We start from the raw sequence: 17,099 nt of genomic DNA, 5'->3' as shown, positions 1-17,099 counted from the left end.
ACCGGCGGCGCGGTCGTGCGCCGTCTCAACCGTGCCGGGTCCGTCCTTCTTCCGCGACCCGTCCGGTCTCGCGGCGACTCGCAGCCGGGGCACGACGACGGCCGCCGCCCCGGGAGGGACGACGGCCGTCGGGCGTGGCGCCGGCGTGCGGCGCGCCGACTCAGTAGGTCGAGACGTCGCCGCTCGCGACGAGCGCCGCGATGGCGACGACGTAGATGATGAAGCCGATGGCGCCGAGCACGGTGAAGACGATGCTGAGGATGAGACCCCACTTGGCGAGCTGGTTGTCGAAGCCCGCCTCCTTGCTCTTCTTGCGCGCGATCGCGCTGACGACGATGCCCGCGATCGCGAAGACGAACGCCAGGACGAAGCCGACGATGCCGAGGGTCTTGCCCGGGTCCTCGATCGGGGCCGAGTAGCCGGCGGGGGCCTGCGGGGCGGCGGGGTACTGCTGGGCCATGGTTCTTCTGCTTTCTGGTGGGGCCGACGTGGTCGAGTCCGGACGGGGCGCGGACGGGGTGCCGTCCGCGCGACTGCGGGCCTCATTGTGGGGCATGGCGCGTGTGCCTGAACAGGGGGAGTTCTCCCCGATGTCAGTGAAAGAGCGACAAAAGGGATAGGGGCGACGTACTACCCCGCCGTCGGGTCGCTCGGCGCGTAGAGCCGCACCGCACCGCGCCGCATCGTGAGACGGACGGTGACCGGTCCGGCACCCGCGGCGCCGTCGAGCGCGAGCGTCTCGCCGTCGTGCGCGAGCACCACGGGCGGCGCCGAGGCGACCCCTGACGAGGCCCCGCCGTCGGGCCCGTCCGGGCCGACCACCGCGCCCCGCGCCGGGAACCGGAGCTCGAGCGAGGGGACCGCCGTCGCGTCGACGACGAGGTGCCGCCGCACGCCCGGGACCCGGCGCGCGAGGCGGGTCCCCGTGTCGCCCGCCGCGACCTCGAGGAACGTGCGCAGCCGGCTCGCGCGCCGCTCCGCGCGGGCCGTGCGGACGTCGAGCACGCCGTCGTCCAGCCGGCGCCGCTCGACCGGGGCGAGGCTCTGCGGGTAGTAGCGGTTCACGCCCGCGAACAGCGACCAGTACTCACCGTCGTGCCCGTCCACCGCCATCCGCACCCGGTGCGCGCGCCGCAGTACCCGCGCAGCGGCGAGCACCGCCGCCGGCCACTTGCCGAGGCGGTGCTCGTGCTTCTCGCGCTCGGTGACGAGCTCCGGGTAGACGCCCGCCGAGAAGGTGTTGAGCACCGTCCGTGGCGGGCTGTCGTCCCCGTCGACCTCGAGGTCGGCAACGTCGATCGTCACGCCAGAGCCGGTGCGGACGGCCGCGACCGTCGCGCCCATGGAGGTGAGGTCGGCCGCCCGCGCGAAGTGGTTGAGCGTGCCGCCGGGGAAGACGGCGAGCGGCAGGTCGTGCGCGCGGGCCGCCGCCGTGGCCGTGGAGACGGTGCCGTCGCCACCGCTGATGCCGAGGGCCCGTGCGCCGTCCGCGGCGGCGTCGTCGAACAGGCGGCGCAGGTCGTCGTCCTCGCTCAGCACGTGCACCACGGCGCGCGGCAGGCCCTCGCGCAGCGCGACGAGCGGGTCCTCCTTGAGCAGGCGGCCCGACCCTGCCGCGGGGTTGACGACGACGAAGAGCCCCACTCCGTCGTCGAGCGCCGGGACGACGGCGGGCGGGCCGGCGGGCACGTCGGGGCCGCGCTCGGCCCTGCCGGGCACGAGGGCTCGGCCCACGAGGGCGACCCCCGCCCCGAGCGCGGCGCCCGCGGCGACGTCCGAGAACCAGTGGGAGCCGGTGTGGAGGCGCGAGTACATCACCGCCCCCGCCAGCGGCGCGAGCGCCAGGCCGAGCGCGGGCCACACGGTCGCGACGCCCGTCACGAACGCGGCCGCCGACGCCGAGTGGCCGGACGGGAACGACGGCGACGTCGGGGGGTCGGCGAGCCGGCGCCACAGGGGGAGCGGTTCGAGCGAGGGGCGCTCGCCGCCGAAGACGGTCTTGCCGACGACGTTCGCGAGGAGGCTCGAGACGAGCAGCGAGCCGTAGCCGCGCAGCGCCGCCTCGCGCCCGCGCCGGCCGGTCGCGGCGATGCCCAGGGCCGTACCTGCCCACAGCACGCTGCGGTCGGCCGCGGTCGACAGGCGTGAGAGCGCGGCGTCCGCGAGGGGTCCCAGAGCGCGACGGTTGGTCCAGCCGTTGATCGCGCGGTCGAGCCGGGCGACCCCGGGGAACGCCTCGTGCGGCTTGACGATCCCGGTGATGCGCGGCATCCCGCCATCGTAGGAAGCGTCGCGACGGACCGCGCGGCGGTCGTGCTCCGCGAGATCGGCCCCACCGTCACGAGATCGACCCACCAAGGGTCGATCTCCACCGCGCGGGTCGATCTCGCGACGACGGAGGGCGGGGTCAGACCCCGGCGCGGCTCGTCTCGCCGCGGAGCACGTCGATGTGGGCCTGCAGCCGCTCGAGCGCGACGGCGACGCCCTCGCCCGCGTCGTGCGCGAGGTCGGTCACGTGCCGGAGCTGCGCGGACGCGGCGTCGAGGGCGACCTGCGCGTCGGCCAGCGCGACGGCGGCCCGGCCGTCGGCGGCCTCGTCGCCGTCGGTCGCGCGGTCGAGCGCGGAACGGGCCTCGTCCGTCGCCGCCTGGACCGACTCGACGGCGTCGAGCACGTCGTTGCGGAGCACGGGGTGGAGGGCGGGGAGCTGGGCGTGGACGCGGTCGAGGTCGTCACCGATCGTCTCGGTCTGGACCTGCGCGTCGGCGATGAGCTGCTGGACCTCGGCCGCGCTCGCCGTCGAGCACATCGGGAGCATCATGGCCAGCGCGAGCAGGCTCGCCGCGGCGAACCGGGCAGACGTGCGCGTGCGCTGCGGCGTCGTGGGCTCGCTCGTCCTCGCTGACATGGCACCCAGTCTCCCGGTCGAACCTGAGAAGAGCCAGGGAATCGTGGGCGAATTCATGGAGATTTCGCACACAGCGCACGGGGGCGACACGTCGCCCGTCGTCCGGAACGGGCGCGTCCCGCCGGGCGGAGGGTCAGACCCGGACGAGGCGCCGGCGTCGTGCGGCGGCCACGCGGGTCCCGATCAGGCCGTGGCGCGGGCTGAACAGGTACGCGAGGGCGAACGCGACGCCGAGCGCGACGACGACCGTGCCCCCCGACGCGGTGTCGAGGTAGTAGCTCACGTAGATCCCGACGACCCCGCACACCGCCGCGACGAGCGGCGAGATCCACAGCATCCGCGAGAACCGGTCGGTGAGCAGGTAGGCCGTCGCACCGGGCGTGATGAGCAGCGCGACCACGAGCACGACCCCGACCGCCTGGAGCGCGACGACGACGGTGAGGGCGAGCAGGCCGAGGAGCAGCGCGCCGAGCCGGCGCGGGGACAGCCCGATCGCGTGCGCGTGGGTCGGGTCGAACGCGTAGAGCGTGAGGTCGCGCCGTTTGAGCACGACGACCACGAGCGTCACCGCGCCGAGGACCAGCACCTGGAGGAGGTCGGCGCGCGACACCCCGAGGAGGTTGCCGAACAGGATGTGGTTGAGGTCGGTCTGGCTGGGCGTGACGGAGATGAGCACGAGGCCGAGCGCGAAGAGCGTCGTGAACACGACGCCGATGGCCGCGTCCTCCTTCACGCGGCTCGTGTCGCGGACCGCGCCGATGAGCAGCACGGCGAGCAGCCCGAACACGAGCGCGCCGAGCGCGAACGGCGCTCCCACCACGTACGCGAGCACGACGCCGGGCAGCACGGCGTGCGAGACGGCGTCGCCCATGAGCGACCACCCGACGAGCACGAGCCAGCACGACAGCACGCCGCACACGATCCCCGCGGTGACCGTGACCGCGAGCGCGGTGCGCAGGAACTCGAACGACAGGGGCTCGGTGAGCCGTTCGACGAGCGCCGCGAGGACGTCGGTCACGGGGCCACCTCCACGCCGAACGCGAGCGCGAGGTTCTCGGGCCGCAGGACCTCCGCGGGCGTCGAGTGCAGCAGGACGCGCTGCTGGAGCAGCACGGCCTCGTCCGCGAGCTCGGGCAGCGCGTGCAGGTCGTGGGTCGAGACGAGCACGGTCGCGCCGCCCGCCGCGAGCTCGCGCAGCAGCGCGGTGATCGTCGCCTCGGTGCGCTTGTCGACCCCCGCGAACGGCTCGTCGAGCAGGAGGATGGTCGCGCCCTGCGCGAGCCCGCGCGCGACGAACGCACGCTTGCGCTGCCCGCCCGAGAGCGCTCCGATCTGCCGGTCCGCGAGGTCGGTGAGCTCGACGCGCTCCAGCGCGTGCGCGACGGCGTCGCGGTCGGCGGGCCGCGTGCGCCGCGTGAACCCCTGGTAGCCGTAGCGGCCGGTCATGACGACGTCGCGCACGCTCAGCGGGAACGCCCAGTCCACGTCCTCGCTCTGCGGCACGTACCCCACCGCCTGGGCCCTTCGGGCGTGTGCCGGGGGTGCGCCGTCGACCAGGACGGTGCCGCGGTCCGGGCGCACCATGCCCATGACCGCCTTGAACAGCGTCGACTTGCCCGACCCGTTCATGCCCACGAGCCCGCACACGGTCCCCGGCCCGTGCGCCGACCCGAGGGCGAGGGTCGCGCCGTCGAGCGCGAGCACGTCGCCGTAGTGGACCGTGAGGTCGCGCACGTCGATCGCGGGCGTGCCCGACGGCGTCCGCGTGCCCGCGCTCACGCGTCGCCCGCCGCCGTCGTCCCGGCGAGGCCCGCGACGATGGTCTCCGTGTCGTGCCGCAGCAGGTCGAGATAGGTCGGCACGGGGCCGCCGGGCTCGGAGAGCGAGTCGACGTAGAGCGTGCCGCCGAACGCCGCACCGGACTCCAGCGCGACCTGGCGCATCGCCTTGTCCGAGACCGTGGACTCGCAGAACACGGCCGGGACGTCGTGCTCCTCGACGAACTCGATCGCGCCGACCACCGACCGCGGCGTCGCCTGCTGCTCCGCGTTGACCGCCCACAGGTACTGCTCGGCGAGGCCCGCGTCGCGCGCGAGGTAGGAGAACGCGCCCTCGCACGAGACGAGCGCGCGGTGGCCCTCGGGGAGCGTGTCGAGCGCGTCGGTCAGCTCGCGCTGGACGGCCGCGAGCTCGGCCGAGTACGCCGCGGCGTTCGCCGCGTAGTCGTCGGCGTGCGCGGGGTCGAGCTCGGCGAACGCGTCGGCCATGTTCTGCGCGTAGAGCTGGCCGTTGACGGGCGACATCCACGCGTGCGGGTTGTCCTTGCCCTGGTACTCCTCGGCGGTGTCGTCGCCGAGCGCGTCCTCGATGGGAAGAGCGTCGACGCCCTCGCTCACGACGACGTGCGGGACGTCGAGCCCGTCGACGAACCGCCCGAACCACGCCTCGAGCCCCATGCCGTTGTCGAGGATCAGGTCCGCGTCCGCCGCCCTGCGGAGGTCGCCCGGCGTCGGCTCGTAGCCGTGGATCTCCGCGCCGACCTTCGTGATCGACTCGACGCGCAGGTGGTCGCCCGCGACGTTCTGCGCCATGTCCGCGAGCACGGTGAACGTCGTGAGCACGACCGGTCGGCCGTCGTCGACGGTGGTCTCGCCGCCCGCGTCGGTCCCGGCGGAGCACCCGGCGAGCGCGATCACCGTCGCCAGCGCGACGGCCCGGGCGACGGTTCTTCCGGCTATCCGGGACACAAAGTTCGGCATACCGAAAAATCTAGTCCGTAGGCCCGGCGTGCGCAACGACGCGCGCCGAGGGGCGGCCACGGCACTACCTCGGCGGGGCGGGGCTCTCCCTCGCGCCGAGGCGGCGGCTCACCTCGGTCGCGGCGCGTCCGACGGCGGCGGCGAGCTCGGCCCGTCGGGCGGGCGGGGCGTCGTCGGCCCAGAAGGTGAGGGCGATGCCGGCGACGGGGAGGCCGGTGTGGTCCACCGCGGCGTGGGCGACGGACGCGAGACCGGGGGTGACCTCGCCGTCCTCCTCGGCCCAGCCGCGCCGTCGGACGCCGCGCAGGATCTCGCGCAGGGCGCTGAGGGACAGCGGTCCGACGCCGGTGCGGTCGGCGAACGCGGCGGCGTTCGGGAAGAGGGCGCGGACCTGGGCGGCGGGCAGGCCGGCGAGGACGGCGCGGCCGCTCGCGGTGAGGTGGGCGGGGAGGCGGACGTCGACGTCGGTCACGAGCGTGGGGCGGCGCGGCGCGCGCTGCTCGACGAGGTAGAGGACCTCGCGCCCGTTGAGGACGGCGAGGTGCGCGCTCTCGCCGGTGGACTCGACGAGGCGCGCGACGACCGGCCGCGCGAGGCGGGCGAGCGGCGCCTGGCGCGCGTACGCCGACCCGAGCGCGAGCGACGCGGTGCCGAGCCCGTACCGGTGCTCCTCGGGGAGGTGCGTCACGAAGCCCTCGTCCACGAGGACGGACAGCAGGTGGTAGACGGTCGAGCGGGGGAGCCCGAGGCCCTGCGCGACGGCGGCCGCGGGCGACGGGCCGGCCTGCGCGGCGAGGTAGGTGAGCACGCGGACGGCCTGGCGCGCGGCGGGGACGTCGCTCGGCATGGAGACCACGGTAGGCGCGTGGCACGATCGAGGCGTGACGACCCTGCCCGACGACCAGCGCCTGCGCGACCTCGCGCGGCTGCGGCGCGTGCGGGACCGGATCGACCGCGAGTACGCGCAGCCGCTCGACGTCGCGGCGCTCGCGGCCGGCGTGCACGTGTCGGCGGGGCACCTGAGCCGCGAGTTCAAGGCGGCGTACGGGGAGTCGGTGTACGCGTACCTCATGACGCGGCGCATCGAGCGCGCCAAGGCGCTGCTGCGGCGCGGCGACCTGAGCGTCACGGACGTGTGCTTCGCCGTGGGGTGCTCGTCGCTGGGGACGTTCAGCACGCGGTTCACCGAGCTCGTAGGCGTACCGCCGAGCGTCTACCGGCGCCGCGCGGCGGAACCCGACGCCGCGTCCCCCGCGCCGGTGGAGTCCCGGACGGCCGCGGCGGCCGCCTCACGCGGCATTGGGACCGGCGCCGACCCCGGTGCGGAGCGCTTGGACGGGATGCCGGCGTGCGTCGCGCGGCGCGTCACGCGACCGGTCAGGAATCGAGAAGCGCGGGCCGGCCGGCCGTCCTAGCGTCGTGCTCATGAACCTCACCATCAACTCCAGCTTCCTGCCCCAGACCGACCCCGACGCCTCGCTGGCCTTCTACCGCGACGTCCTCGGCTTCGAGATCCGCAACGACGTCGGCTACGAGGGGATGCGGTGGATCACCGTGGGCCCGGCCGACCAGCCGGACACGGCGATCGTGCTGCACCCGCCGGCCGCGACGCCCGGCCTCAGCGACGACGACAAGCGCGCGCTCCTGGAGATCGTCGCGAAGGGCGCCTACTTCGGCGTGAACCTCGCGACGGCGGACGTCGACGAGACGTTCGCGCGGATCGAGGCGGCGGGGGCGGAGGTCGTGCAGGAGCCGATCGACCAGCCCTACGGCGTGCGCGACTGCGCGTTCCGCGATCCGGCGGGCAACGAGATCCGCATCCAGCAGCGCCGCTGAGGGGCGTCAGACCCGGCCGCTCGATCCCGCGGCCTCGAGGTCGAGCGTGAGCGCGAGCGGCCCGAGCTCGGCCGCGACCTGCGAGAACTCGGCGACGAGCGGGGGGATCGGCCCGGCGCGCCGGACGAGCCCCCACCGCAGCACCGGCCGCTCGTCGAGCGGCACGTAGGCCACGTCCGAACGTTCGAGGTACCGGATGCCCTGGGCGCACGCGACGGCGACGCCGTCGCCGGACATGACGCGCCACAGCACCTCCTCGCGCGTCGGGGTGGTGCCGCCGCGGTCGGGCTCGCTGCGGGGGACCGGGCTGACGGCGTCCTCCCAGTAGTCGGGGACGGGCAGCCCGGACGGCAGGACGTTCTCGTCGGCCAGCTCCGCGACGGACACCGACGAGCGCGCGGCCAGCGGGTGCGTGCGGCCGACCGCGAGCACGATCGGCTCGGTGAAGGTCACCGGGCCGACGGCGAGGTCCTTCTCCTCCACGGGCAGCCACAGGAGCGCGACGTCGACCTCGCCCTCGCGCAGGAGGCGGAAGGGATCGTCGATGCGGACCTCGCGCATGCGCAGGTCGACCTGCGGGTTGCGGGCGCGGAACAGCGCCGTGACGGGAGCGAGCTCCTGCCACAGGGGCCCCATGACGCCGAACGTCAGGGTCTCGCGCGTGGCCCGTGCGGTGCTCGCGGCGGACTCGACGCCCTCGAGGATCCGGCGGTACCCGGCCTCGAGGTCGGCGCGGAGCTGCTCCCCGAGGGGCGTGAGCGTGACGCGCCGGCTGGTGCGCTCGAACAGGGGCGCGCCGATCCGGCGCTCCTGCTTGGCGATCGCCTGGCTCACCCGGGGCGCGGACACGTGCAGGCGCTCGGCCGTGCGTCCGAAGTGCAGCTCCTCGGCGAGCGTCAGGAAGATCTCGATGTCGCGCAGCTCCACCCGACGATCGTCCCGTTCGTTAACCCCGGGCGCAACCACCGTTACGGGATCGGCCGTTGTTCGCGCGACCGCGCGGCCCGAGCCTGGAAGGGCACGGCGAGAGGCGCCGGGCGGGATCGGGAGGAGACGACCATGGCCGTCGTCAGGACGCACCGGTACACGGTGGAGACGGGCCGGCTGGCCCAGATGCTGGAGCAGCGCAGCGCGCTGATCCAGGGGCTGCGCGCGGCGAACCCCGCGTTCACCGCGGCCACGCTCGTCCGGCTCGAGGACGGGACGTACCTCGACATCTGGCGGTGGGACTCGGCCGCCGCGATGCAGACGGCGGCGCAGGCGGCGCGCGACGTCCCGCTCGTCGGGGCGACGCTCGGCCTCACCACCGACCACGAGGCGCTCGACGGCGAGGTGCTGGACGAGCGGTGAGGACCGCCGTCGTCCCCGGTCACCCCGGCGGGGGACGACGGCGCAGAGGGGCGGGCCGCGACCGACGCGGCACGCAGGGCACGGCTGGACCGACGCAGGAGGAGCAGGACGATGAGCACCGAAGGACGGACGACGAACGGCGCGGGACGCGCCCCGGGCACGCCGGGACGGTTCTCGCGCTGGATGCAGCGCCGCTCGAACGCGCGCCTCGTGCGCAAGGTCCGTGGCGGCAAGGCGACGTTCATGGGGATGGACGTCCTCGTGCTGCACACGGTCGGCCGCCGCAGCGGCGCGCCGCGCGAGACGCCGCTCATGTGGCTGCCGGACGAGGGCGACGCCGTCCTCGTCGTCGCCTCGGGAGGCGGCAGCCGCAACCCGGACTGGCACGCCAACCTCGCGGCGCACCCCGACGACGTCGCGATCGAGCTGCCCGGGCGCGCGCCCGTGCCGGCGGCACCGCACGAGCTCGACGGCGCGGACCGGGAGCGTGCGTGGCAGCGCGTCGCGACGGCGCAGCCGCGCATCGCGAAGTACCAGAGCAAGGCCGAGCGGCAGTACCCGCTCGTGCGGCTCACCCCGCGGTGAGTTCCGCCCGCGCGGCCGGTCCTGACACAGGACGCCCGCGCGGCGCAGCAGAATCCACGCGCCGGATCGACCCGCTCTCGGGCAGACTTTCACCGGACTGCCGAGGTCGGACGGTCGGCGCCGTCGACCGGCCAGTCGACCGACCCAGCGGTGGCCGCGCGACGAGGCTCGACGACGAGGAGACACGATGAGCACGGCAACGACGACGGGAACGCAGACCTCGGTGCCCCAGGACCCCGACGCGCACGACGTCATCCGGGTCCAGGGGGCGCGGGCGAACAACCTCCAGGACGTGAGCGTCGAGATCCCCAAGCGGCGCCTCACGGTGTTCACGGGCGTCTCGGGGTCGGGCAAGAGCTCGCTCGTGTTCGACACGGTCGCGGCGGAGTCGCAGCGCCTCATCAACGAGACGTACCCGGCGTTCCTCCAGGGCTTCATGCCCACGCTCGACCGCCCCGACGTGGACGTCCTCGAGGGGCTCACGACGGCGATCGTCGTCGACCAGGAGCGCCTGGGCGCGAACCCGCGCTCCACCGTGGGCACGGTGACCGACGCCAACGCGATCCTGCGGGTGCTGTTCAGCCGGTTCGGCGAGCCGCAGGTGGGGCCGCCCACGGCGTTCTCCTTCAACATCCCCGCGCGCAAGGCGAGCGGCATCATGACGTCGGCGACGGGCGAGAAGACGATCGTCCGCAACGCGATATACCACGGCGGCATGTGCCCGCGGTGCGAGGGACGCGGGTCGGTGTCCGACCTCGACCTCACGGAGATCTTCGACGACTCCAAGTCGCTGCTCGACGGCGCGATCAAGGTGCCGGGCTACACGGCCGACGGCTGGATGGTGCGCGGGTTCGTCGAGTCCGGGTTCTTCCCGGGCGACCAGCCGGTCCGCGAGTTCACCGAGAAGCAGCTCCAGGACTTCCTCTACAAGGAGCCCACCAAGATCAAGGCGGCGGGCATCAACCTCACGTACGAGGGCCTGATCCCCAAGATCCAGAAGGCGATGTTCTCCAAGGACGTCGACGCGCTCCAGCCGCACGTCCGCGCGTTCGTCGAGCGCGCGGCGACGTTCGCGCCGTGCCCCGACTGCGGCGGAACGCGCCTGTCGGAGTCGGCGCGCTCGTCGAAGATCCGCGGCGTGAGCATCGCGGACCTGTGCGCGATGCAGATCACCGACCTCGCGGCCTGGATCCGGGACCTCGACGACCCGAACATGGCACCCGTGGTCAACGCGCTCGGCGACAACCTCGCGTCGTTCGTCGAGCTGGGGCTGGGCTACCTCAGCCTCGATCGGCCGTCGGGCACGCTCTCGGGCGGCGAGTCGCAGCGCATCAAGATGCTGCGCCACCTCGGGTCGTCGCTCACCGACGTCACGTACGTGTTCGACGAGCCGACGATCGGCCTGCACCCGCACGACATCGACCGCATGAACGGCCTCCTGCTCCAGCTGCGCGACAAGGGCAACACCGTCCTCGTCGTCGAGCACAAGCCGGAGACGATCGTCGTCGCGGACCACGTCGTCGACCTCGGCCCGGGTGCGGGCACGGCCGGCGGCCAGGTGACGTTCGAGGGCACGGTCGACGGGCTCCGGGCGAGCGACACCGTGACCGGCCGCCACCTCGACGACCGGGCGACGCTCAAGGACGAGGTGCGGACGCCGTCGGGCGCGCTCGAGGTCCGCGGCGCGGACGCGCACAACCTCCAGGACGTCGACGTCGACATCCCGCTCGGCGTGCTCGTCGTCGTGACGGGCGTGGCCGGGTCGGGCAAGAGCTCCCTGATCGAGGGCTCCGTCTCGCGGCGCGAGGACGTCGTGACGATCGACCAGGGCGCGGTGCGCGGCTCGCGCCGCAGCAACCCCGCGACGTACACGGGCCTGCTGGAGCCGATCCGCAAGGCGTTCGCCAAGGCCAACGGCGTCAAGCCGGCGCTGTTCAGCGCGAACTCCGAGGGCGCGTGCCCCGAGTGCAAGGGCGCGGGCGTCATCTACACCGAGCTCGGCTTCATGGAGACCGTCTCGACCCCGTGCGAGGACTGCGGGGGCCGCCGGTTCCAGGCCGCGGTGCTCGACTACACGCTCGGCGGGCTGAACATCGCCGACGTGCTCGACCTCCCGGTCGCCAAGGCGCGCGAGTTCTTCTCGTCCGGCGAGGCCAAGGTGCCCGCGGCGAAGGCGATCCTCGAGCGGCTCGACGACGTCGGCCTCGGGTACGTGAGCCTCGGCCAGCCGCTCACCACCCTGTCCGGCGGCGAGCGCCAGCGCCTCAAGCTCGCCACCCACCTCGGCGACAAGGGCGGCGTCATCGTCCTCGACGAGCCGACGACGGGCCTGCACCTCGCCGACGTGCAGAACCTCCTCGGCCTGCTCGACCGGATCGTCGACTCCGGCAAGTCCGTCATCGTCATCGAGCACCACCAGGCCGTCATGGCGCACGCGGACTGGATCATCGACCTCGGCCCGGGCGCCGGGCACGACGGCGGCACGATCGTCTTCGAGGGCACGCCGGCCGACCTCGTGGCGGCCAGGTCCACGCTCACGGGCGAGCACCTCGCGGCCTACGTGGGCGGCTGACCCTCCGCCACCCCGCCAGCCCCACCCACCCCACGCGGTGCCGAACAGGTGATCGTGGCGCGTCCTGGTCGACGGACGCGCTACGAGGGCCTGCTCGGCTCGCCGGGATCGTCTGGTCGGCGGCAGCGGGGCTCGCCGGGCCGGCGGGCGTGCAGAGGATCCGGGAGTGTCTGGGATCCCAGACCAAAACCGCGCCACCGGCCTCCCGGTGCGCCGGGGCGCGGTGTGTTCTGGGGGCATGGCAGCGACGACGCACTCCCCGGCCCTCCCCGGCCGCCCTGGTCCGGACGCACCCGCGCCCGGTGTCCCGACCTCGGCCGACCCCGGCTCGACGGCGGTACCCACTCCGGACCCGGCCCGCGCCGCGCGCGTGGTCGTCGTGGGCGACGGCCCGCTGACGGTCGACGACGTGGTCGACGTCGCGCGGCACGGCGCGCGCGTCCGGCTCGCCGACGCGGCGGTCGAGGCGATGGCGGCGAGCCGGGCCGTCGTCGAGGGGCTCGCGGACGACGACCGCCCGCACTACGGCGTCTCGACCGGGTTCGGCGCGCTCGCCCGGCGGCACATCCCGGTGGAGCGGCGCGCGCAGCTCCAGCTCAGCCTCGTGCGGTCGCACGCGGCGGGCTCCGGGCCGGAGGTCGAGCGCGAGGTCGTGCGCGCGCTCCAGCTCCTACGCCTCGCGACCCTGGCGACCGGGCGGACCGGGGCGCGCCCCGTCGTCGCGCAGACGTACGCCGCGATGCTCGACGCGCAGGTGACGCCCGTGGTCCGCGAGTTCGGGTCGCTCGGCTGCTCGGGCGACCTCGCGCCGCTCGCGCACGTGGCGCTCGCGGCGCTGGGCGAGGGCGAGGTCCGGGACGCGACGGGCGCCCTCGTGCCCGCCGCCGACGCGCTCGCCGCGGCCGGGATCGCGCCGCTCGCGCTGCGCGAGAAGGAGGGCCTCGCGCTCATCAACGGCACCGACGGCATGCTCGGCATGCTCGCGCTCGCGCTGCACGACCTGCGGTCCCTGCTCACGACCGCCGACGTCGCGGCCGCCGCGAGCGTCGAGGCGCTGCTCGGCTCGGACGCGCCGTTCGCGGCGGACCTCGTGGCGATGCGGCCGCACCCCGGCCAGGCGGCGTCGGCCGCGAACCTGCGCGCCCTGCTCGACGGCTCGCCCGTCGTGGCGAGCCACCGCACGCTCGACCCCCAGGGCCGCCCGGAGTGCACGCGCGTGCAGGACGCGTACTCGCTGCGGTGCGCGCCCCAGGTCCACGGCGCCGCGCGCGACACGCTCGACCACGGGGCCGCCGTCGCGCGCCGCGAGCTCGCGTCGGCGATCGACAACCCGGTCGTCACCGTCGACGGCCGCGTCGAGTCGAACGGGAACTTCCACGGCGCCCCGGTCGCGTACGTGCTCGACTTCCTCGCGATCGCCGCGGCCGATGTCGCGAGCATGAGCGAGCGCCGCACGGACCGGTTCCTCGACAAGGCCCGCAACGAGGGCCTGCCGCCGTTCCTCGCCGACGACCCGGGCGTCGACTCCGGCCTGATGATCGCGCAGTACACCGCCGCGGGGATCGTCTCGGAGCTCAAGCGCCTCGCGGTGCCGTCGAGCGTCGACTCGATCCCGTCGTCGGCCATGCAGGAGGACCACGTGTCCATGGGCTGGGCCGGTGCGCGCAAGCTTCGCCGCGCCGTCGACGGCCTCGGCCGCGTCCTCGCGATCGAGCTCCTCACGGCCACGCGCGCCCTCGACCTGCGCTGCGCCCCCGACCTGTCAGCCCCCCACGGGTCCCAGGACCCCTCGATGGCTGACGACTCGACGCGCTCGGAGCTGGCGCCGGCGCGGGGGACCGGAGCCGTGCGGGACCTGGTGCGCACCGTCGTCGACGGCCCCGGCCCTGACCGCTACCTCTCGCCCGACATCGAGGCGGTCACCCGCCTCGTCGCGGGTGGCGACGTCGTCCGGGCGGCGAGCGCCGCCGTCGGGCACCTGGCCTGAGCCCCACCGAAGAAGGAGCGAGAGACATGGCCCACGAGCCGGCCCATCGACTGGGCACCCCCGTCCCCGTCCGCGCGCCGCGCGGAACGACCCTCACCGCACGGTCGTGGCAGACCGAGGCGCCGCTGCGGATGCTCATGAACAACCTCGACCCCGAGGTCGCGGAGCGGCCCGACGACCTCGTCGTCTACGGCGGGACGGGCCGGGCGGCGCGCGACTGGCCGAGCTACCACGCGATCGTGCGCACGCTCACGACGCTCGCCGACGACGAGACGCTCCTCGTGCAGTCGGGCAAGCCGGTCGGCGTCCTGCGGACGCACGAGTGGGCGCCGCGCGTGCTGCTCGCAAACTCGAACCTCGTGGGGGACTGGGCGACGTGGCCCGAGTTCCGGCGGCTCGAGGCGATGGGCCTGACGATGTACGGGCAGATGACCGCGGGGTCGTGGATCTACATCGGCGCGCAGGGCATCCTCCAGGGCACGTACGAGACGCTCGCGGCGGTCGCCGCGAAGCGGTTCGGAGGCACGCTCGCCGGGACGCTCACCCTCACGGGCGGGTGCGGCGGCATGGGCGGCGCGCAGCCGCTCGCGGTGACGCTCAACGGGGGCGCGTGTCTCGTCGTCGACGTCGACCGGTCGCGCCTCGACCGCCGCGTCCGCGAGCGGTACCTCGACGTCGTCGCCGACGACCTCGACGCCGCCGTCCGGCTCGTCGAGGACGCGCGGCGCGAGCGCCGGGCGCTGTCGGTGGGGGTCGAGGGGAACAGCGCGGCCGTCGTGCCGGAGCTGCTGCGGCGCGGGGTCGAGGCCGACGTCGTCACGGACCAGACGTCCGCGCACGACCCGCTGTCGTACCTCCCGGTCGGCGTGAGCGTCGACGAGTGGGCCGACTACGCGGCGGCGAAGCCCGACGAGTTCACCGACCGCGCGCGCGAGTCCATGGCGCGGCACGTCGAGGGGATGGTCGGGTTCCTCGACGCAGGCGCCGAGGTGTTCGACTACGGCAACTCGATCCGCGACGAGGCGCGCCGGGGCGGGTACGACCGCGCGTTCGACTTCCCCGGGTTCGTGCCCGCGTACATCCGCCCGCTGTTCGCGCAGGGCAAGGGGCCGTTCCGGTGGGCCGCGCTGTCCGGCGACCCGCGCGACATCGCCGCGACCGACGCCGCCGTGCTCGACCTGTTCGACGACGACCACCTCCACCGCTGGATCCGCGCCGCCCAGGAGCGGGTCGCGTTCCAGGGCCTGCCCGCGCGCATCTGCTGGCTCGGGCACGGCGAGCGCGACCGTGCGGGGCTCGCGTTCAACGACCTCGTGGCGTCAGGCGCCGTCAGCGCGCCGGTCGTCATCGGCCGTGACCACCTCGACGCCGGGTCCGTCGCGTCCCCGTACCGGGAGACCGAGGCGATGGCCGACGGCTCCGACGCGATCGCCGACTGGCCGCTGCTCAACGCGCTGACCGCCGCGTCGTCGGGCGCGACGTGGGTCTCGATCCACCACGGCGGCGGCGTCGGCATGGGCCGGTCGATCCACGCGGGCCAGGTGTCCGTCGCGGACGGCACGTCGCTCGCCGCGGCCAAGCTCGCGCGCGTGCTCGCGAACGACCCGGGCCTCGGCGTGCTGCGCCACGTGGACGCCGGCTACGACGACGCCGTCGCCGCGGCCGAGCGCGGCGGCCTCCGCGTCCCGACGCGGGAGTCCTGATGTCTCACCCCCCGGTGCTGAACCCGGGGTCGTTCCCCACGGGCGGCCGATCCTGGGGAGCGATCCCGGGGTCGGCAGCGTCCGGGTGGGGAGCGATCCCGGATTCGCCAGGGGGGTCGACGCTCTTCACCGGGATCGGCGAGCTGACGACCAACGCGCCCGGCGGTCCCGGGACGCGTGAAGGGGACCCGACCGGGCTGGTGACGGACGCCGTCGTGCTGCTCGACGGCGGACGGGTCGCCTGGGCGGGGCCCGCCCGCGAGGCGCGGGACGCCGTCGGGCGCGCCCTGGACGGTCGCGCGCCGGACGCCACGGTCGACGTGGGCGGGCGCGCCGTCATCCCGGGGTTCGTCGACTCGCACACCCACCTCGTGTTCGCGGGCGACCGCGCCGCCGAGTTCGAGGCGCGCATGGCCGGCCGCCGGTACGAGGCGGGCGGCATCCGCTCCACCGTCGCGGCGACGCGCGCGGCGTCCGACGACGACCTGCGGGCGGGCCTCGCGCGGCACCTCGACGAGGCGGCCGGGCAGGGCACGACCACGGTCGAGGTGAAGAGCGGCTACGGGCTCACGGTCGCGGACGAGGAACGGTCCGTGCGCCTCGCGCGCGAGGTGACCCCGGAGGTGACGTTCCTCGGGGCGCACGTCGTGCCCGCGGAGTTCGCCGGACGCGCCGACGCGTACGTCGACCTCGTGTGCGGCGACATGCTCGCCGCGTGCGCGCCGCACGCGCGGTGGGTCGACGTGTTCTGCGAGAACGGCGCGTTCACGCCCGAGCAGTCGCGCCGCGTCCTCGAGGCCGGGGCCGCCGCAGGGCTCGGCGTGCGCGTGCACGCCAACCAGCTCGGCCCGGGGGAGGGCGTGCGCCTCGCCGTCGGGCTGGGCGCCGCCGCCGTCGACCACTGCACCTACCTCACCGACGCCGACGTCACGGCGCTCGCGGGCTCGTGGTCGGGGGCCGCCCCGGGCACAGCGCCCGGGGCCGTTGCGCCGTCGGGCGCGGGGGCGGTCGCCGGGGCCGTGGCGACCCTGCTCCCCGGCGTGGAATTCTCCACGCGCCAGCCCTACCCCGACGCGCGGCGCCTCCTCGACGCGGGCGCCGTGGTCGCGCTCGCGAGCGACTGCAACCCCGGGTCGAGCTACACGTCGTCGATGCCGCTGTGCGTCGCGCTCGCGGTCCGCGAGATGCGCATGACGGTCGCCGAGGCCCTCTGGTCCGCGACCGCGGGCGGCGCCCTCGCGCTGCGGCGGGACGACGTCGGACACCTCGCCCCCGGCGCGCGGGCCGACGTCGTGCTGCTCGACGCCCCGAGCCGCGTCCACCTCGCCTACCGCCCGGGCGTCCCGCTCGTCGGGGCGGTCTGGAAGGACGGCGTCCGCCTGCCGCCGAGGTAGAGCCT

At 74.9% G+C, this 17,099-nt stretch carries 16 protein-coding genes; 8 read left to right on the top strand and 8 right to left on the bottom strand.

Annotation, left to right across the window (positions count from 1 at the left end):
- Positions 1 to 160: 160 nt before the first annotated feature.
- The 7 genes from ACN9MS_RS19200 to ACN9MS_RS19170 form a co-directional block, all read right to left on the bottom strand.
- On the bottom strand, positions 161 to 460 hold the full coding sequence (locus ACN9MS_RS19200; protein ID WP_052877351.1) for a hypothetical protein: 300 nt from the start codon (positions 458 to 460) through the stop codon (positions 161 to 163).
- Between the two features lie 170 nt (positions 461 to 630).
- On the bottom strand, positions 631 to 2,271 hold the full coding sequence (locus ACN9MS_RS19195) for a bifunctional phosphatase PAP2/diacylglycerol kinase family protein (RefSeq protein WP_426309979.1): 1,641 nt from the start codon (positions 2,269 to 2,271) through the stop codon (positions 631 to 633).
- A gap of 136 nt (positions 2,272 to 2,407) precedes the next feature.
- Positions 2,408 to 2,908, bottom strand: coding sequence for a hypothetical protein (locus ACN9MS_RS19190; protein ID WP_426309978.1), 501 nt, complete (start codon positions 2,906 to 2,908; stop codon positions 2,408 to 2,410).
- Positions 2,909 to 3,041: 133 nt separating this feature from the next.
- Complete coding sequence (locus tag ACN9MS_RS19185; RefSeq protein WP_426309977.1) at positions 3,042 to 3,926, bottom strand: metal ABC transporter permease; 885 nt, start codon at positions 3,924 to 3,926, stop codon at positions 3,042 to 3,044.
- Entirely contained in the window at positions 3,923 to 4,687 is a 765-nt protein-coding gene (locus ACN9MS_RS19180) for a metal ABC transporter ATP-binding protein (RefSeq protein WP_426309976.1), read from the bottom strand. Before ACN9MS_RS19180 ends, ACN9MS_RS19185 begins: the two co-directional genes overlap by 4 nt.
- On the bottom strand, positions 4,684 to 5,667 hold the full coding sequence (locus ACN9MS_RS19175; RefSeq protein WP_426309975.1) for a metal ABC transporter substrate-binding protein: 984 nt from the start codon (positions 5,665 to 5,667) through the stop codon (positions 4,684 to 4,686). The genes ACN9MS_RS19180 and ACN9MS_RS19175 overlap by 4 nt, the downstream gene beginning before the upstream one ends.
- A 64-nt stretch (positions 5,668 to 5,731) precedes the next feature.
- Complete coding sequence (locus tag ACN9MS_RS19170) at positions 5,732 to 6,514, bottom strand: IclR family transcriptional regulator (protein ID WP_426309974.1); 783 nt, start codon at positions 6,512 to 6,514, stop codon at positions 5,732 to 5,734.
- A gap of 34 nt (positions 6,515 to 6,548) precedes the next feature.
- Here ACN9MS_RS19170 and ACN9MS_RS19165 point away from each other — a divergent pair, with 34 nt between their 5' ends.
- Together ACN9MS_RS19165 and ACN9MS_RS19160 are read left to right on the top strand one after the other, a co-directional pair.
- Entirely contained in the window at positions 6,549 to 7,082 is a 534-nt protein-coding gene (locus ACN9MS_RS19165; RefSeq protein WP_426309973.1) for a helix-turn-helix transcriptional regulator, read from the top strand.
- Between the two features lie 10 nt (positions 7,083 to 7,092).
- Positions 7,093 to 7,503, top strand: coding sequence for a VOC family protein (locus ACN9MS_RS19160; protein ID WP_047231031.1), 411 nt, complete (start codon positions 7,093 to 7,095; stop codon positions 7,501 to 7,503).
- 6 nt (positions 7,504 to 7,509) lie between these two features.
- Here ACN9MS_RS19160 and ACN9MS_RS19155 read toward each other — a convergent pair whose 3' ends face one another.
- A complete protein-coding gene (locus ACN9MS_RS19155; protein WP_426309972.1) occupies positions 7,510 to 8,430 on the bottom strand; it encodes a LysR family transcriptional regulator in 921 nt (306 codons plus the stop codon).
- 132 nt (positions 8,431 to 8,562) lie between these two features.
- On the opposite strand from ACN9MS_RS19155, the gene ACN9MS_RS19150 reads away from it, so the two are divergent.
- From ACN9MS_RS19150 to ACN9MS_RS19125, 6 genes are all read left to right on the top strand, one after another.
- Positions 8,563 to 8,853 carry a hypothetical protein gene (locus ACN9MS_RS19150; protein ID WP_205205596.1) on the top strand — a complete coding sequence of 97 codons (291 nt, stop codon included), beginning with the start codon at positions 8,563 to 8,565 and terminating at the stop codon, positions 8,851 to 8,853.
- Positions 8,854 to 8,964: 111 nt separating this feature from the next.
- A complete protein-coding gene (locus tag ACN9MS_RS19145) occupies positions 8,965 to 9,438 on the top strand; it encodes a nitroreductase family deazaflavin-dependent oxidoreductase (RefSeq protein WP_426309971.1) in 474 nt (157 codons plus the stop codon).
- Between the two features lie 187 nt (positions 9,439 to 9,625).
- The gene (locus tag ACN9MS_RS19140; protein ID WP_426309970.1) at positions 9,626 to 12,010 is read left to right on the top strand and encodes an ATP-binding cassette domain-containing protein; all 2,385 of its coding nucleotides are present in this window, start codon (positions 9,626 to 9,628) and stop codon (positions 12,008 to 12,010) included.
- A gap of 238 nt (positions 12,011 to 12,248) precedes the next feature.
- Positions 12,249 to 13,997, top strand: coding sequence for a histidine ammonia-lyase (hutH, locus tag ACN9MS_RS19135; RefSeq protein ID WP_426309969.1), 1,749 nt, complete (start codon positions 12,249 to 12,251; stop codon positions 13,995 to 13,997).
- Between the two features lie 26 nt (positions 13,998 to 14,023).
- Complete coding sequence (hutU, locus tag ACN9MS_RS19130) at positions 14,024 to 15,700, top strand: urocanate hydratase (RefSeq protein WP_426309968.1); 1,677 nt, start codon at positions 14,024 to 14,026, stop codon at positions 15,698 to 15,700.
- Positions 15,700 to 17,094 (top strand): amidohydrolase family protein, encoded by a 1,395-nt coding sequence (locus tag ACN9MS_RS19125; protein ID WP_426309967.1) that lies wholly within the window; start codon positions 15,700 to 15,702, stop codon positions 17,092 to 17,094. Before hutU ends, ACN9MS_RS19125 begins: the two co-directional genes overlap by 1 nt.
- Positions 17,095 to 17,099 lie beyond the last annotated feature (5 nt).

This window comes from Cellulosimicrobium sp. E-16, assembly GCF_049913115.1.
Classification (GTDB): domain Bacteria; phylum Actinomycetota; class Actinomycetes; order Actinomycetales; family Cellulomonadaceae; genus Cellulosimicrobium.
The sequence above is the reverse complement of the archived record's forward strand: the minus strand, read 5'-3'. Positions and strand labels throughout refer to the sequence as shown.

Coding starts and splice junctions, on each gene's coding strand:
- ACN9MS_RS19200 (WP_052877351.1), bottom strand. CDS start 460: ATGGCCCAGCAGTACCCCGCCGCCCCGCAGGCCCCCGCCGGCTACTCG.
- ACN9MS_RS19195 (WP_426309979.1), bottom strand. CDS start 2,271: ATGCCGCGCATCACCGGGATCGTCAAGCCGCACGAGGCGTTCCCCGGG.
- ACN9MS_RS19190 (WP_426309978.1), bottom strand. CDS start 2,908: ATGTCAGCGAGGACGAGCGAGCCCACGACGCCGCAGCGCACGCGCACG.
- ACN9MS_RS19175 (WP_426309975.1), bottom strand. CDS start 5,667: ATGCCGAACTTTGTGTCCCGGATAGCCGGAAGAACCGTCGCCCGGGCC.
- ACN9MS_RS19170 (WP_426309974.1), bottom strand. CDS start 6,514: ATGCCGAGCGACGTCCCCGCCGCGCGCCAGGCCGTCCGCGTGCTCACC.
- ACN9MS_RS19160 (WP_047231031.1), top strand. CDS start 7,093: ATGAACCTCACCATCAACTCCAGCTTCCTGCCCCAGACCGACCCCGAC.
- ACN9MS_RS19150 (WP_205205596.1), top strand. CDS start 8,563: ATGGCCGTCGTCAGGACGCACCGGTACACGGTGGAGACGGGCCGGCTG.
- ACN9MS_RS19145 (WP_426309971.1), top strand. CDS start 8,965: ATGAGCACCGAAGGACGGACGACGAACGGCGCGGGACGCGCCCCGGGC.
- ACN9MS_RS19140 (WP_426309970.1), top strand. CDS start 9,626: ATGAGCACGGCAACGACGACGGGAACGCAGACCTCGGTGCCCCAGGAC.
- hutH (WP_426309969.1), top strand. CDS start 12,249: ATGGCAGCGACGACGCACTCCCCGGCCCTCCCCGGCCGCCCTGGTCCG.
- hutU (WP_426309968.1), top strand. CDS start 14,024: ATGGCCCACGAGCCGGCCCATCGACTGGGCACCCCCGTCCCCGTCCGC.
- ACN9MS_RS19125 (WP_426309967.1), top strand. CDS start 15,700: ATGTCTCACCCCCCGGTGCTGAACCCGGGGTCGTTCCCCACGGGCGGC.